We start from the raw sequence: 13,744 nt of genomic DNA on the forward strand, positions 1-13,744 counted from the left end.
AATTTGTATATGTTACTACACAAAATTGCAGAACAAATACAGCAAATCCCTGTGATCCGGATCACGATTATGGGGTGAGTTCCCTCACAGTTTTACTGGGGAAGACGGCTCAAAGTTTCCCTGGAAACTCCTAAATAAGCAGCTAAAAGGGATTTCGGAACACGTTGAACAAGAGAAGGATATTTTTTCAAAAGCTGGTCATACCTATCTTTTATTCCGGTGGTCATCATAGAAATGGTTCTCTGCTGAGCCGTAATAAATCCCATATAGGCTTTTTCCAGAAAGAAATGTTCCAGTTTTGGCAGACGGGCACAGAGCTTTTTGTAGTCTTCCAGCCGAAGGCACAATACTTCTGTATCTTCAAGACATTCCAAAGACATTGTTGCCAAAGTCTGCTGATAATAAGCAGGAAAATCTGTTTCCCACCAATCTTCCATAGCAAAGCCGATAATATGTTCTTTTCCGGTTTCGTCAGTATAAACCAGCTTCAGAAGACCTTTCAGAACAAAATAATTATAAGGCACCACCTCTCCTTCCTGCACTAAAAACTGATGTTTCTTGTACTTTTTATAGGTAAAGCAGGATGATATAAATTCAAATTCATCATCATCAAGTGAGATTATTTTTTCAATGTGAGTTCTCAGCTGATTTAGCATATTCTGTTTCTTATCATATAAAAATACGATTTAAATAACTAATTTTTTTGCTTCAAAAGCTCATCAATCTGTCTGTAAAAGGAATCTTTACTATAGTCTGCCAATCCTTTATGATGCAGACGGATATTACCTTTTTTATCCAGAACAACCGTTGTAGGCAAAGAGCCACTATAAAGTACTCCAGGAATATTGCCAGCCGGTACAAGAAAAGGAATAGTAAAGCCATTTTCTTTTAAATATGATTTTCCAAGATCAGCATTATCGTCAAGATTTACGGTAAGAAATACCATATCCGGATTTTTTTTATACTGATCATACAGCTTTTGCACAGAGGGAAATTCTGCCCTGCAGGGAGGACACCAAGAAGCCCAGAAGTTGATGAAAACTACTTTGTTTTGTAAAGCAGAAGTATTGATAACGGTTCCATCTTCATTTTTCACCGTAAACCCGGCATAAGAAACCCGTGCTGAAGTATTTTGATGCTCTTTTGATTCTGAAATACTGGAATTGAGGATTCCCGTGGAAGCAACCTGTCTCATCAGCCAAGCCTTAGCATCTTTATTCACCAATACAATAATGAACAATAGGGTCAGTATTGCAGTAGAGCCATTTTTCCTGATCCAAATTTTTACATTTTCCATACTCTTCCTCTTAATTCTTAGCCAAGATAAGACTAATATTCCGATCAAAAATTCTGAAGGAATGTTTTTAAGCTAAAAAATTCCAGACCGCAGAATAAAGCCCTTTATGTGTTAAGTTGTATAATTTTCCTAACAAACAGCAATAAAGCTCACACAACACCGTTAATAATTTATTTTTTAACATAATTAACTAAAAAACAATTAATAAATCAATATACAATGCATAATATTATTTTTTATGTAACAGTCTTATTGTATTCTTGCTTTTACCATTTTCAACACTCCACTTTTTAAATGGATTTATTTCATAATTAATTTGTTACGTGTAACAAATTCCCTGTTCATCCAACTAATCGTACATCAACAAAACATTAATTCCTATACAAGAGATCTACTACTTTAAAATAAACTAATGCAAACATCCTTTTTAAAAATTACCGCTGCCACCGCAGCGCTCTGTTTCAGTACCCTGGCCATAGCCCAGCAAACCTATTCTGTAAGTGGGACTGTGAAAGACAAAAAAAACGGTGAACTGTTAATCGGAGTATCGGTAAAAGTAAGTGAAGATCCCACTATCAACGTTGCAGCCAATGAGTATGGATTTTACTCTCTTTCACTTCCTGCAGGCAATTATACCATCATTATTTCCAATCCGGGATATAAAGATTTTGAACAGCAGATCAAAGTAGATCAGAATATGAAACTTGATCTCCCTCTTCTGCCTCAGGAAGAGACCACAAAGGCCATTGACGAAGTAGTTGTGACCGCTGTTAAAAAGGATAAAAATTTAACATCCGCTCAAATGGGAGCAGAAACGTTAAATATAAAAAGTATAGAAAAGCTCCCTGTTCTTTTTGGGGAAAAGGATGTTATGAAAACCATACAGCTTTTACCGGGTATCAAAAGTAACGGTGAAGGAAGCAGCGGATTCAGTGTAAGAGGTGGTGCTACCGACCAGAACCTGATCCTGCTGGATGAAGCTCCGGTTTATAACGCGTCTCACCTTCTTGGTTTTTTCAGTACATTCAACAGTGATGCCTTAAAAGACGCCAGCATCATTAAAGGAAACAGTCCTGCACAATACGGTGGCCGACTTTCGTCTGTACTGGATGTCAAAATGAAAGACGGAAATAATAAAGACTATAACCTGAATGGAGGAATTGGTCTGATCAGCAGCAGACTGAGTGTAGAAGGACCTATTCAGAAGGAAAAATCATCATTCATTGTTTCGGGAAGAAGAACGTATGCGGATTTATTTCTTAAAACCAACAAAGATTATAAAGACAACAAGTTATACTTCTATGATCTGAACCTGAAAGCCAATTATCAGATCAACGAAAACAACCGTATTTACCTTTCAGGATATTTCGGAAGAGATGTTCTGGGATTGGGAGACACTTTCAATACAGACTGGGGAAATACCACGGCCACTTTAAGATGGAACAGCATTATCAGCAGTAAACTATTCTCCAATACCTCTTTTATCTACAGTAATTATGATTATAAAATAAGTCTTAAAAATGATGATACTGTATTTGATTTAAATTCAAAAATACGTGACTGGAACCTTAAGCAGGACTTCACCTGGTTTGCCGGGAATAAGCATTCTGTACGTTTTGGTCTTCAGTCTATTTATCATACTCTTACTCCAAGCAGTGCTTCCGGTACTACGGTGAGCAGTTTTCCAAGAAATCCGAGATACTCTTGGGAGAACGCGGTTTACATCAATGATGATTTTAAAGCAACGGAAAAGTTAACCATCAATTACGGAGTACGACTTGCCCTATTCAGTGTATTGGGAGGAGACACATTCAATACGTATGAAAACGGAGTACTTACCGACAGTGAATTCTTAGAGAAAGGAAAATTCGGAAAAACGTATGTGAATCCTGAGCCTCGAATCAGTGCAAACTACCGCATCAATGAGGTAAGCAGCGTGAAAGGAGGCTATTCCCGCAACACACAAAATCTTCACCTTTTAAGTAACAGCAACAGCGGAAATCCTACTGACCAGTGGATAGGAAGCAGTTATACAGTAAAACCTGAAATTGCAGACCAGATCAGTGTGGGCTACAGCCGAAACTTCAACAACAATAATTATGAATTGAATGCTGAAGTGTATTATAAATCCATGAAAAATCAAATCGACTTCAAAAACGGGGCTCAGATTGGATTTGACGCCGGATCTGACGTAGAAAGTGAACTGCTGTTCGGAAAAGGAAGAGCTTATGGTCTGGAACTTATTGCCAAAAAGAAAAGCGGAAAACTTACAGGATGGATTTCCTATACCCTTTCTAAAACGGAAAGAAAGATCAACGGAATTAATAATAATGAATGGTATAATGCAAGAATGGATAAAACCCACGATCTGTCCATCGTTGCCACTTATCAGCTTAATCCGAAATGGAGCTTTTCGGGACTATTCGTTTACAGCACTGGAAATGCCGTTACCTTCCCTACCGGAAAATATGAGCTGAATGGTCAGACCATATTCCAGTACAGCAACAGAAATGCTGACAGAATGCCTGCTTATCACAGAATGGATCTGAGTGCAACCTATGAACCAACGTCCAATAAGCGATTCCGCGGTTCATGGACGTTTGGTATTTATAACCTGTACGGTAGAGAAAATGCTTATACCATCAATTTTGAAGACAATCCTGACCATCCCGGAACAACACGCGCGATGCAGACTTCTTTGTTCCGCTGGGTACCTAATATCACTTATAACTTCAAATTCTAAATCATGAAAAATACTTTTTATATCATATTACCTCTCTTTGCATTAACCTCTTGTGAAAAAGAGATCGACCTGGATCTTAATGATCAGAGCGGCAATATTGTCATCGAAGGAAATGTAACCAACCAACCGGGACCTTATACCGTAAAAATTACAAAAACAGTTAGTTTTTCAGATCCTAATCAATATCCCGCTGTAACGGGAGCTCAGGTTATTTTAAGTGATGATACCGGCCAAACTGAAACCCTTCAGTACACAGGAAATGGAATGTATCAGACCACCACTTTTGTGGGGCAGCCCGGAAGAACCTATACTCTGAAGATACAGGCGGAAGGAAAACAGTATACCGCTCAGAGCAGTATGCCTGAAGTTGTTGATTTTGATGGGCTTGAACAGAGTTCGTTCAAATTTGGTGACAAAACCACTTATACCCTTTTACCGGTCTTTACCGATCCTATGCCTCTTGGGAACCGCTATCTTTTTAGTTTTACAATCAATGATCTTCCTAAAAAATACATGAATACCTTTTCAGACAATGTAAATAACGGAATGCTGAACCAACAGCCACTGATTCTGCCTAATGACGATAACAAAGGCAGAGACCATGAAGTGATTGTAGGAGATAAAATCCATGTAGAGATGCAGTCTATAGATAACAATATATTTACTTACTACAGTGCTCTGCTTCAGATTTCCGGGGGCAATGGCGGAGGTGCTACTCCAGCCAATCCACCAAGCAATATCAATAACGGAGCTTTGGGTTATTTTTCCGCCCATACAACAGATACGGAGACTTTCGTGATTCAGCCTGTAACTCCTTAAACAACTATAAATCCCGATTAAATCGGGATTTTTTTATACAACGCTCTTACATTCCATAAAATATAAAACTGATTAACCTCTACTGACAAACTGTTGTCATATCTACCGGTTACCTTTGTTTAAAATTAGTTTAAACAAAAAAATACCTTATGAAACTTACCTCATTAAGAATTATTACAAAAGACATCAAAGCGACAGTAGAATTCTATGAACAAATCATGGGAGCAACTGCCAGATGGTATACTGAAGATTTTGCAGAGCTTTCTGCTGATTCCATAACCATTGCGATCGGAAGTATCCGTACGATGCAGATGTTTTCAGAAGATCTTACAGAATTTGCTGGAACAAAATCAACCATTATTGAATTTATGGTTAAAAATGTAGATGAAGAATATGAAAGAATTAAAAGTATGGCCTCCGAAATTATCCAGGAACCGACAACAATGCCCTGGGGGAACAGATCACTTCTGTTCTGCGATCCGGATGGAAATCTGATCAACTTTTTTACTCCGGTGAGCGTGGAAGCTGTCCAAAAATTCAGCTAAGTCACCCCTTCAGTAAAAAGTAAAAAGAGGTTGTCTCAGAGTCAAATAAATTGATTTTGTCATTCTTACGAAGGAAGAATCTTATTAGTAACCGAACATATTAGATTCTTCACTCCATTTCATTTCATTCAGAATGACACTTTTGAAACAGCCTCTTTTTGTTATAATTAAAAATATTAAATTTTATTTCCCAAGAAACTCAATGGCTTTCCCTACAAAAGTATCATGATATTGATAGAAAGAAGCATGTCCCGAATCCGGAAAAATCACCAATTCTGCCTGATCTAAATTCTGAGCCATATTTTTAGCATTCTGAACAGACACCGGAAGGTCATTTTCTCCATGAACTATCAGTACAGGTTTTTTGATCTTTTGTATTTCTGTAAGAGCACCAGCGTTAGGTTGAGCCCAGGCCAGTACAGCCGTAAATTGCGAATTTGAAGCAGCATCATTCAACGGAAGATCTCTGTCTGTGGTACGAAGCTGAACTCTTGCAAAAGATGCTTTTCCTTCTGCAATACTCTGAGTAGATTCTGTAAACCCAAATTTCAGGAAGGAAGCTTCAGGACTTAATCCCGCTGTTCCTGCAATAATATTAGGTAGATTAGACAACCCGATTGCACCTTGCGGACCTGTTCCGGTTAAAATCACTTTATTAATCAGTGAAGGATGGGTCAGCACGATTCTCTGAGCAATAAACCCGCCCATGGAAAATCCCATGATATTCACTTTGTTCAAATTCAATGCATTGATAAAATCCACAGCATCATCGGCCATTGCCTGAACGGTATTGGGGGTAGTGCCTTTTGAAGAAGCAACTCCTTTATTGTCGAAGATAATTACTTTGTATTTTTTTGCCAGCCCATCTGTCACTGCTGGATCCCAGTCATCCATTGACCCACCCAATCCCGGCAGAAGCACCAATGGAATTCCATCATCTTTTCCTAAAACCCGGTACGCAATGGCATTTCCTTTTACGTTTATGAATTGGGTTTTGGCGGTTTGGTGATTCCTGTTTGGTATCTCCTGTACCGTGGGAGGCTCATTTTCCTCAGTGCAGGAAACTGTCACCACAGTAAAAAGAGTTAAGCATAATAGGCTAACGGCTGAGATTTTTCTGATTGCTTTCATTGTAGTTTATTTTTGTTTGATTATGGTGCAAACATAAAACACAAAAGCAGGTAGAACACTCAAAAGCTTTATCAACAAGACATTTTAGGAATTCAATTAGACATTTCTGAAGGTGAAAATTACTAATGGAAAGGGTAAGATAATTTTTTTGAAACTTCTTAAGCCATTTTCAAGGTATGGAGCGTTTTCAATGCTTTTTCAGCATCTTCTTTTGCAATAAAAATATGATCATGGAAATAAGCGGCAACTACATTACAGCTGATATTCTGCTGTTTCAGTGCATTTGCAAAGGCTGCCGTGAGTCCTACAGCTTCCAGGGAAGAATGGATATTCAGAGTAATCCATGAAGCAATATAACTGTAAGTCTTACTCCATTCATCTGCAATCTCTTTTTTTAAAACAATAGTAACCGCTTCCACTTCCCGAAAGAAAAACAAAACCTTTTCTATATCCGGTATCTCACCGAGGTCTTCAACGGTACAAAATACATATTCTCCGGGATTTAATACCGGTTCCATGTTCTGAAGCAGAACGTCCAGATCTTTTTCTCCTGTCATCTTTTTGAATACAAAACTAAGGCATAGATTACAGCATCTGTTTATCAAATGATAAAAAACAAAAAAGAAGGCTGTACGCCTCCTTTTTTGTTTTGTAATTGTAACCTGTCAACTGAACCTCTTTATATGTATTTGTGTTTTTTTCATTTGGTTTTTTAAGAAGCCTGTTTAAGGTTATTCATTACTCCGTTTAATTTCATCGGTGTTTATTAATTTCATCATTTGTGTTTCCTATAACTATCGTTTATTACTTGTATAGTTATAATCATTTGTTGTTTTGTGTTATGAAATTTAAAACCTGAATAAGCTTTCTCATCTACTTTTTCATTACTTAAATTTCACAGTACAAAGGAACAACATTCCAAAATAAAATTCTCTATAAACCCCATCGATACATCTCGATTTGCTTATAGATATTTATCGATGAACAAATTCTCTGACGATACAATAGAAGTGAAAAATATCCTACAAACCACTATAGTTTATGATGTGTTTTAATGAGGTCTACCAGCTCAACCATATTCTCTATCTTTAGTTTTTCAAAAATGTTTTTTTTGATGGTGCTTACTGTATTCTGTTTGATATTCAAGCTGTTTGAAATTTCCAGATTTCCATATCCTTCGGCATAGAGTTCTGCAATCTGCAGTTCCCGTTTGGTAAGGCTGTTGAGGGGGCTTATCAGATCCGGATTATACACAAGCTGCACCAAAAGATTTCTCAAAAGATCTGAAAAATATTCTCCTTTCTCTATAAAAGCTGTGATTGCTTCCCTTACCTCTTCCTCTTCGCTCAGCTTGCTCAGATAGCCGTTAGCACCCGCTTTAATAAATTTAAGGCCATGCAGATCTTCTTCAAGTCCTGTGAAAATCAAAACTTTAAGATCAGGATTTACACTTTTCATCTGGGGCAGAATATGCAGGCTGTTTCCGTCCGGAAAATGAGCATCAATGATAGCCATCTGAATGCCTTTTGATTCTATGAGCTCCAATACCTGATGTAAGGATGAAGTCTGATAAACTTTAGCATTGGGAACAATATCACTGATAACAATTTCCATTCCCTGGCGCACAATGCTGTGATCGTCTGCCAGCAGGAAAATGATTTCTTTATTTTGAATTGATGTTTCCATTATTATTAATATTTAAATTGATCCTGAATGTCACTTTCGTTCCTTTGTGCAGTTTACTTTCCACTGATATATCACCATCGAAAAGCTCTACGATTTCCTTTACCAGGTTAAGTCCAAGTCCTGCCCCCAGATTATCTACCTCATCAGATACCATTCCCTGATAGTAAGGATCAAAAATTTTACCAAGATCAGATTCTGATATACCTACTCCGGTATCTCCTACCATTGTAATCAGGGAAATTTGATTTTCTCCTATGGGTTCTGTGGACATCACGAGATCAATCTGACCGTTTTCTGTAAACTTATTGGCATTCCCCAGAATATTCATAAAAATCTGGTTGATTCTTATATTGTCAGAATAAACCACTATCTCTTCAGGAATTCTGTCTGTTACCACAAACCTGTTGTTTCTGGTTTCCAGATAAGGAGTAATTACCTTCACAATAGAACTGATCTCATCTTTAAGATTGAAAACCGATTTTATAAGTTCTTTTTCAGCATTTTCATTTTTAGTGTATTCCAGGATCTGGTTAGATTGCAGAAGCAGAGTACTGTTGGTAAACTTGATCGATTTAAGATAATCCTTTATTGTTTCATCCTCAGTAGTTCTGTGGATCTTATCTATAAAAATATTGATAATTTTTAACGGAGATCTGAGATCGTGGCTCAGCATTCCCAGAATTCTATTTTTGAAATTAAGGTTCTTTTTAATTTCTTTATTCGCAGCATTAAGTTTTTGTTCATATATAAATGCTACTCTTGTAAAATACATGATCAGAACAGATACAATAAACATTAGAATCATCAGTCCCAATACCAAGTAGGTCCTGATTCTGTTATTATTGGAACTCTGCTCGCTGTATTCCTTTTCCAGTTCTGTTTTAAAATCCTTAATGGCGTTTTCGTAAACCTCTATCAGTCCGTTACTGTAAACAAGCAATTTACTGAAATTACTATAAAACTGCATATTGTTTTTCTGGTTTTGAGCGGCAAGCTGCTGCACCTTCTTTACTTCAGCGGCATAATGCTTATCCATAGACTTTATCGTGTTATCCATTTTGGATTTTACCTGAGAAAGATCTAGGGTTTTATTGTTGGTCATTGTAATTACCGTACTTTCCTTCTGAACATCCACTTTCCCTGTTACAGCATCTTTTAAACGGCCGAAGAAACCTTTCTTTTTAATAGTATCGGCATAAGTACGGGTCTGAATTTTCAGGTCTTCAAAGTCATTTTTATACTTTGCAGGTTCATACTGCTTATCTTCTATCTTTGCAGGCGGATTCAGAGAGGTCTGGTACACTGAATCGATCAATGTTTTCAGTTTTGCTGTTTTTACAGTATCCTGGCGATGAAGTGCCAAAGTCTTTTTCAGTCTGGGACTTGTATTTTCATATTCACCAATTTTATCAAAATTGGTTTTAAGTTTTCTTAACGACTGGAAATATAACTGCAGCTCAGCATTATCCTGAGTAGCCATATATTTCTGAAGATGTTCCTGGGCAGCTAGAAAATCTTTCCTCGAATTGTCTGTCAGCCCTCCCAGTGCACGGCTTTCCTCGAGCTGATCTTTAATAAACTTCAGCTTCTTCCCGTTGACAAATTCGTTATAAAAAAATATGGCGATAATGACCTGTATCAGTAAAATACAAAGGATCAAAGAGTAATGAACAACTTTTCTCAATTTAAAATTTAAGAATTTATATTTCATATTTGTTTATCAGTTAAATTTATTTCCTGACTACATAAGTCCATGAGATATTAGCCTTCAACAATATACTATTATTTTCAACAATTTCATAATAGCCGTATATCATCTTATTTGCAAAGTTAAATTAATTTTTGTCTTCTTATAATAATGAATATTTGACAAAACCCACATAATTTAATTTTTTTCTGTATCAAAATGCCATATAAATATTCAGTTTTATTTACGTAAATCCATTTTTTTATATCAATTGCAAAAGTTGGAGTTTTTTAAAAGATTCTGTATCTGCCTATTTTATTGTATCTAACGAATAACAAATAGTCAATGACATGTGAAAAAACAATAAATGACACTCATCATTTTAGTCATTTTGTAGGATCAGGATTCTCTTGCTGAACAAGTTTTTGTACCATTAAGTATTTCTACTAGATACCACAATTGGTCATTTACACTCTAAGAACATATACCCTCTTCTTTGTTACTTTGAAATGCTTATTAATAGTGCCCATTCAACGGGAAACCAGAATATGCACATGTACCGGCAGATTCGTCTCTACAGATAACTATCGCATAAGTGGTATTCGATTATTGAAGACAAGCAGTGAGGGTACATTTCTACTTATTGTTGTCTTTACTTCTCTGTATCTCTTCAATACGATTATAAAAATAAAACAAATAACCTATGATTACAGAAAACTATGACGTAATCGTCATTGGCGGAGGAGCAATAGGTCTGGCAACAGCCTATCACCTCGGTCAGCGCCAGGCTAAGACTTTGGTCCTGGAACAATATACCTTTGTGAATCAGTTGGGCAGCTCTGCAGGAGTATCCCGCCAGTTCCGGATTCCTTATCCTGATGAATATATGGTACAAATGGCTTTGGATTCCGAACCTTATTGGGATGAGCTTCAAAAAAAGACAGATACCCAATTGCTTGATAAAGTAGGCACACTCTGGTTTGGTGATCCTGAAGTACATTCCACCGAAGGAAATATTGCTGAAGCAGAAAAAGCTTTGGAGGGCTTAGGGGTTCCCTATACCAACTTAACTTCAAAGGAAATTGAAGAGCAATATCATTTCAAAAACCTGCCGGCAAACTATGTCGGGCTGTTTCAGCCTGATGGGGCCAGCATTAATTTTAAAGCAACTATTGAAACGCTTCTAAGTCTTTGTCAGAAAGAAGAAACCGTAGAGCTCAGAGAAAATTCTCCTGTACTTGAGATCAAACAAAACGGTGGCCTTTTTGAGCTTACCACACCCAACGGAATTTATATCGCCAAAAAACTGGCCATTATTCCTGGACCCTACATCAACAGCGTTATCAATCTGCTTGATTTTAAAATAGAAGCCACTTACTGGAATATGTCTTCTGCTTATTTCAAAAAGACCGATCCTGCCATACAGTATCCAACCTGGTTTGTGTTCCAGAATGCAACGGGAGATAACGGTAATCAGTTTTACGGTTTTCCTTCCGTCGAATGGGACCATCCGGAATATATCCGTGTAGCCCCGGATTTTGTCATCAAGCCTTTGGAAGAGCCCAATGACAGAACATTGATTCCGAACCCAAAGGAACTCGCCTATACTTCCCAATGGATACAAAACCATATGACGGGCCTGAACACTGAACCGGAATATACCTCGACATGTCTTATCGCTTTAAGTACAATTCCCAATAAAGAATTACTGATTGATTTTGCTCCTTCCTATGTACCTAACCATAAAAACATTGTGATTTATGCTACTGGATGGGCCGCAAAATTTACGCCTTTCCTAGGGAAAATCATGTCTGATCTCGCATTAGACGGACATACCGATTTTGACATTACCCCTTTCCGATTAGGATATAAATATTTCTTAGCACTTTAAAAAATTATAATACCATGAATCAAAAAAACGTAAATAAAGACACACCGCTGTATCCGGGAATGCAGCCCGATCTGAAGGTAGAAGTTGCAATTATTGGCGCCGGAACTTCCGGACTATACACCGCTTTCCGTTTGGTAACCGATCATAAGTATAAGGCTCATGAAGTACAGGTCTTCGATATGAGTGACAGATTGGGCGGAAGACTGGAATCGGTCGTTATGCCCGGAATGAATTTCTGGGGCGAACTGGGAGGAATGCGGTATCTGACTTCTCAGGAAATTGTAACCACATTGATCGAGGGTTATCCTTTGAAAGAAGATCCGAGCAAAAGAACACCTGTATTAAAAGACAAGATGACTCCTGTCCCATTCCCTATGGGAGAACCTGAAAAACTTCTGATGTATATCCGAAAAGAGCGTTTCAAACAGAATGCCTGGACAGAAGAACAGAAACATGACAACAAACTGATTACCCGCTATTATCTGAACGAAGGAGATGAAGGCTTCAGCTCTGACCAGCTATTCAATAAAATCATTTATAATGTTTTAATGGCAGATGCATGGGTGGCTGAAAACTATAAAGAACTGATTATTGCAGATCCCAATGGTTATGATTACTCTTTCAAACTGACCAGCAGAGACTGGGATGCCATCAAACCAAGAATGGTTTACAATTTCCCCGGTTCTCCTTATGACAAACGTCTGGTAAATGATATCGGTTTCTGGAATTTAATCAAAGACCAGGTTTCTCAGGAAGGTTATGAATTTCTGGCCAATGCCGGAGGATATTATTCCAATACCATCAACTGGAATTCTGCTGAAGCATTTCCGTATATGGTAGGAGACTTTTCTGCCAATACTATCTACAAAACCATTGAAGAAGGATATGACAGCATTGCTTATGCAATTGCCAACGCTTATATGGAATATGAAGGAGCACGCATCTGGTCTGAAAATAAGCTGATTACTTTCACCAAAGACCATCATTTGATTGATACTCATAAATATGAACTTACTTTCCTGAATATACAAAGCAATACAACCTGGAAAGTGTATGCGAATTCCTTAGTATTAGGTATGCCAAGAAAATCCCTCGAACTTCTGGATCAGAATAATTTCTTTTTTGACGCTAACAGACATCAGGAACTGAACAAAAATATCCGTTCTATTATCATGGAGCCTGCATTTAAAATCCTGATGGGATTTGACCGTCCATGGTGGACAGATCTTGATATTTATTCCGGGCATTCCATTACGGATTTGCCTATGAGACAGTGCTACTATTTCGGTACTGATACTGAAAACGATAATTCAATGTTGCTGGGAAGTTATGGTGATATGGAAACGGAAACGTTCTGGAAAGCGCTTTCTGATGACAAAGTTCTGTTCAAAGTAAGAGCTAATAAGTCTACATCCATGGAAGAATTACACAAATTTGATGACGTTCAGGCCACAGAATTCATGGTCAACGAATTGATAAACCAGCTGAAAGAATTACACGGTATCGATATTCCACAGCCTTATGTAACCTACTTCAGAGACTGGACAGATGATCCTTATGGTGCAGGATACCATGCCTGGAAAGCAGGTTTCTCCGTGAAAGATGTCATGCCTTATATGAGAAAACCACTGCTGGATGAGCAAATCCACATTATAGGGGAAGCCTATTCTGATCAGCAGGGCTGGGTGGAAGGTGCTTTCTGTGAAGCTGAAAAAATGCTTCAGACCCATTTTAAATTAGACTGGCCATACTGGCTGGATCGTGAATATTATTTAGGATGGTAATCTTGAATATATAATAATTAAGATGATGTGTACCCATAAAGCTCCGGATTATTTCGGAGCTTTATTTTGTTTATTCATATTATAAAAAACCGTAACACACTCAATTTAAACACATTCAATTCATTTTATAATTTTTTAACCAAAATATTTTATTGCAATAT

Annotated in this window: 11 protein-coding genes; 5 read left to right on the top strand and 6 right to left on the bottom strand. The window is 37.5% G+C overall.

Features of this window, described 5'->3' with window-relative positions:
- Window positions 1-92: 92 nt before the first annotated feature.
- Both FW781_RS13175 and FW781_RS13180 read right to left on the bottom strand, forming a co-directional pair.
- Complete coding sequence (locus tag FW781_RS13175) at window positions 93-656, bottom strand: Crp/Fnr family transcriptional regulator (RefSeq protein ID WP_149387841.1); 564 nt, start codon at window positions 654-656, stop codon at window positions 93-95.
- Window positions 657-694: 38 nt separating this feature from the next.
- The gene (locus tag FW781_RS13180) at window positions 695-1,297 is read right to left on the bottom strand and encodes a TlpA family protein disulfide reductase (RefSeq protein ID WP_149387842.1); all 603 of its coding nucleotides are present in this window, start codon (window positions 1,295-1,297) and stop codon (window positions 695-697) included.
- Between the two features lie 412 nt (window positions 1,298-1,709).
- Between FW781_RS13180 and FW781_RS13185 the strand changes: the two genes are divergently transcribed.
- The 3 genes from FW781_RS13185 (at window position 1,710) to FW781_RS13195 (ending at window position 5,404) form a co-directional block, all read left to right on the top strand.
- Window positions 1,710-4,040, top strand: coding sequence for a TonB-dependent receptor (locus FW781_RS13185; RefSeq protein ID WP_149387843.1), 2,331 nt, complete (start codon window positions 1,710-1,712; stop codon window positions 4,038-4,040).
- A gap of 3 nt (window positions 4,041-4,043) precedes the next feature.
- The gene (locus FW781_RS13190) at window positions 4,044-4,859 is read left to right on the top strand and encodes a DUF4249 domain-containing protein (RefSeq protein ID WP_149387844.1); all 816 of its coding nucleotides are present in this window, start codon (window positions 4,044-4,046) and stop codon (window positions 4,857-4,859) included.
- Between the two features lie 149 nt (window positions 4,860-5,008).
- Window positions 5,009-5,404 (top strand): VOC family protein, encoded by a 396-nt coding sequence (locus FW781_RS13195; protein WP_149387845.1) that lies wholly within the window; start codon window positions 5,009-5,011, stop codon window positions 5,402-5,404.
- A 183-nt stretch (window positions 5,405-5,587) separates the two neighbouring features.
- On the opposite strand, the gene FW781_RS13200 is transcribed toward FW781_RS13195, so the two are convergent.
- From FW781_RS13200 to FW781_RS13215, 4 genes are all read right to left on the bottom strand, one after another.
- Window positions 5,588-6,535: an alpha/beta fold hydrolase gene (locus FW781_RS13200; protein ID WP_149387846.1), complete on the bottom strand. Its 948-nt coding sequence runs from the start codon at window positions 6,533-6,535 to the stop codon at window positions 5,588-5,590.
- Window positions 6,536-6,693: 158 nt separating this feature from the next.
- The gene (locus tag FW781_RS13205) at window positions 6,694-7,092 is read right to left on the bottom strand and encodes an ACT domain-containing protein (RefSeq protein WP_149387847.1); all 399 of its coding nucleotides are present in this window, start codon (window positions 7,090-7,092) and stop codon (window positions 6,694-6,696) included.
- A gap of 475 nt (window positions 7,093-7,567) precedes the next feature.
- Window positions 7,568-8,221 carry a response regulator gene (locus FW781_RS13210; protein WP_172625724.1) on the bottom strand — a complete coding sequence of 218 codons (654 nt, stop codon included), beginning with the start codon at window positions 8,219-8,221 and terminating at the stop codon, window positions 7,568-7,570.
- Window positions 8,199-9,932, bottom strand: a complete 1,734-nt coding sequence (locus FW781_RS13215) for a sensor histidine kinase (protein ID WP_149387848.1) — start codon at window positions 9,930-9,932, stop codon at window positions 8,199-8,201. Before FW781_RS13215 ends, FW781_RS13210 begins: the two co-directional genes overlap by 23 nt.
- A gap of 679 nt (window positions 9,933-10,611) precedes the next feature.
- Here FW781_RS13215 and FW781_RS13220 point away from each other — a divergent pair.
- On the top strand, window positions 10,612-11,799 hold the full coding sequence (locus FW781_RS13220; RefSeq protein WP_149387849.1) for an FAD-dependent oxidoreductase: 1,188 nt from the start codon (window positions 10,612-10,614) through the stop codon (window positions 11,797-11,799).
- A gap of 14 nt (window positions 11,800-11,813) precedes the next feature.
- Window positions 11,814-13,583 (top strand): flavin monoamine oxidase family protein, encoded by a 1,770-nt coding sequence (locus FW781_RS13225; protein ID WP_149387850.1) that lies wholly within the window; start codon window positions 11,814-11,816, stop codon window positions 13,581-13,583.
- The last annotated feature ends 161 nt before the right edge of the window (window positions 13,584-13,744 follow it).

The sequence above is a fragment of the Chryseobacterium panacisoli genome (assembly GCF_008274625.1).
In the GTDB taxonomy this organism is placed as follows: Bacteria; Bacteroidota; Bacteroidia; order Flavobacteriales; family Weeksellaceae; genus Chryseobacterium; species Chryseobacterium panacisoli.

Excerpts from the sequence above, each read along its gene's own strand:
- FW781_RS13190 (WP_149387844.1), top strand. The coding sequence starts at position 4,044 with ATGAAAAATACTTTTTATATCATATTACCTCTCTTTGCATTAACCTCT.
- FW781_RS13215 (WP_149387848.1), bottom strand. The coding sequence starts at position 9,932 with ATGAAATATAAATTCTTAAATTTTAAATTGAGAAAAGTTGTTCATTAC.
- FW781_RS13175 (WP_149387841.1), bottom strand. The coding sequence starts at position 656 with ATGCTAAATCAGCTGAGAACTCACATTGAAAAAATAATCTCACTTGAT.
- FW781_RS13220 (WP_149387849.1), top strand. The coding sequence starts at position 10,612 with ATGATTACAGAAAACTATGACGTAATCGTCATTGGCGGAGGAGCAATA.
- FW781_RS13200 (WP_149387846.1), bottom strand. The coding sequence starts at position 6,535 with ATGAAAGCAATCAGAAAAATCTCAGCCGTTAGCCTATTATGCTTAACT.
- FW781_RS13210 (WP_172625724.1), bottom strand. The coding sequence starts at position 8,221 with ATGGAAACATCAATTCAAAATAAAGAAATCATTTTCCTGCTGGCAGAC.
- FW781_RS13180 (WP_149387842.1), bottom strand. The coding sequence starts at position 1,297 with ATGGAAAATGTAAAAATTTGGATCAGGAAAAATGGCTCTACTGCAATA.
- FW781_RS13225 (WP_149387850.1), top strand. The coding sequence starts at position 11,814 with ATGAATCAAAAAAACGTAAATAAAGACACACCGCTGTATCCGGGAATG.
- FW781_RS13185 (WP_149387843.1), top strand. The coding sequence starts at position 1,710 with ATGCAAACATCCTTTTTAAAAATTACCGCTGCCACCGCAGCGCTCTGT.
- FW781_RS13205 (WP_149387847.1), bottom strand. The coding sequence starts at position 7,092 with ATGACAGGAGAAAAAGATCTGGACGTTCTGCTTCAGAACATGGAACCG.
- FW781_RS13195 (WP_149387845.1), top strand. The coding sequence starts at position 5,009 with ATGAAACTTACCTCATTAAGAATTATTACAAAAGACATCAAAGCGACA.